This window comes from Pantoea sp. 18069 (genome assembly GCF_902706035.1).
Classification (GTDB): Bacteria; Pseudomonadota; Gammaproteobacteria; order Burkholderiales; family Burkholderiaceae_C; genus Comamonas.
In genome coordinates this window covers 1-783 of record NZ_CACSJA010000098.1, presented here as the reverse complement: position 1 = coordinate 783, position 783 = coordinate 1, and the positions used below count along the sequence as shown (strand labels likewise).

Below are 783 nucleotides of genomic sequence, written 5' to 3'. Positions count from 1 at the left end.
CCTCTGGTGTATCGGTTGTCACGCCAGTGGCATTGCCGAGTAGCTAAGTGTGGAAGAGATAACCGCTGAAAGCATCTAAGCGGGAAACTCGTTTCAAGATGAGATCTGCCGGGGCCTTGAGCCCCCTGAAGAGTCGTTCAAGACCAGGACGTTGATAGGTTGGGTGTGGAAGCGCAGCAATGCGTTAAGCTAACCAATACTAATTGCTCGTGAGGCTTGACCCTATAACTTTGATCCCAGAGCGGATCGAAGACTAGTTATGCCAAAAACGCAATCGAATATAATCTGATTTCAGTCTCTATGAATTCGCCGAGCCGATCGACAAACTGATCGGCAAGGCAAAAAGTTATGCCTGATGACCATAGCAAGTTGGCACCACTCCTTCCCATCTCGAACAGGACAGTGAAACGACTTTGCGCCGATGATAGTGCGGGTTCCCGTGTGAAAGTAGGTCATTGTCAGGCTCTTACAGCAGCAAACGCCCAGTCGTGTGACTGGGCGTTTTCTCTTCCCTTCAGAGGATAAACAACCACCTGGTTGCTTCAGAAGTGAAAAGAAAACGCAAGTCGTTTGAGTACAGTGAAAGCTGTGCTAGAATTCAAGGCTTCGCTGATCGCAGCGAGTCAAGAAGAAAAAGAAATTTTTCTTCACGATCCTTAAAAATATACAGCCGATAAGCGTGGGCGTTTGAAGGCAACTGCCAAGTTCTTTTGGAACTAGTGCATAGCACTACAAACGCTCATGAAGAGAAGAAGTGAAGTTCACTTTGATTCTTTAATTTAT

General features: G+C 46.6%; 2 rRNA genes. Both read left to right on the top strand.

Going from position 1 to position 783, the window contains the following annotated elements:
* A 23S ribosomal RNA gene (locus GVL12_RS25730) occupies nt 1–224 on the top strand; the annotation flags it as partial.
* A gap of 127 nt (nt 225–351) precedes the next feature.
* Nucleotides 352–464 (top strand): 5S ribosomal RNA (gene rrf, locus GVL12_RS25725).
* Nucleotides 465–783 lie beyond the last annotated feature (319 nt).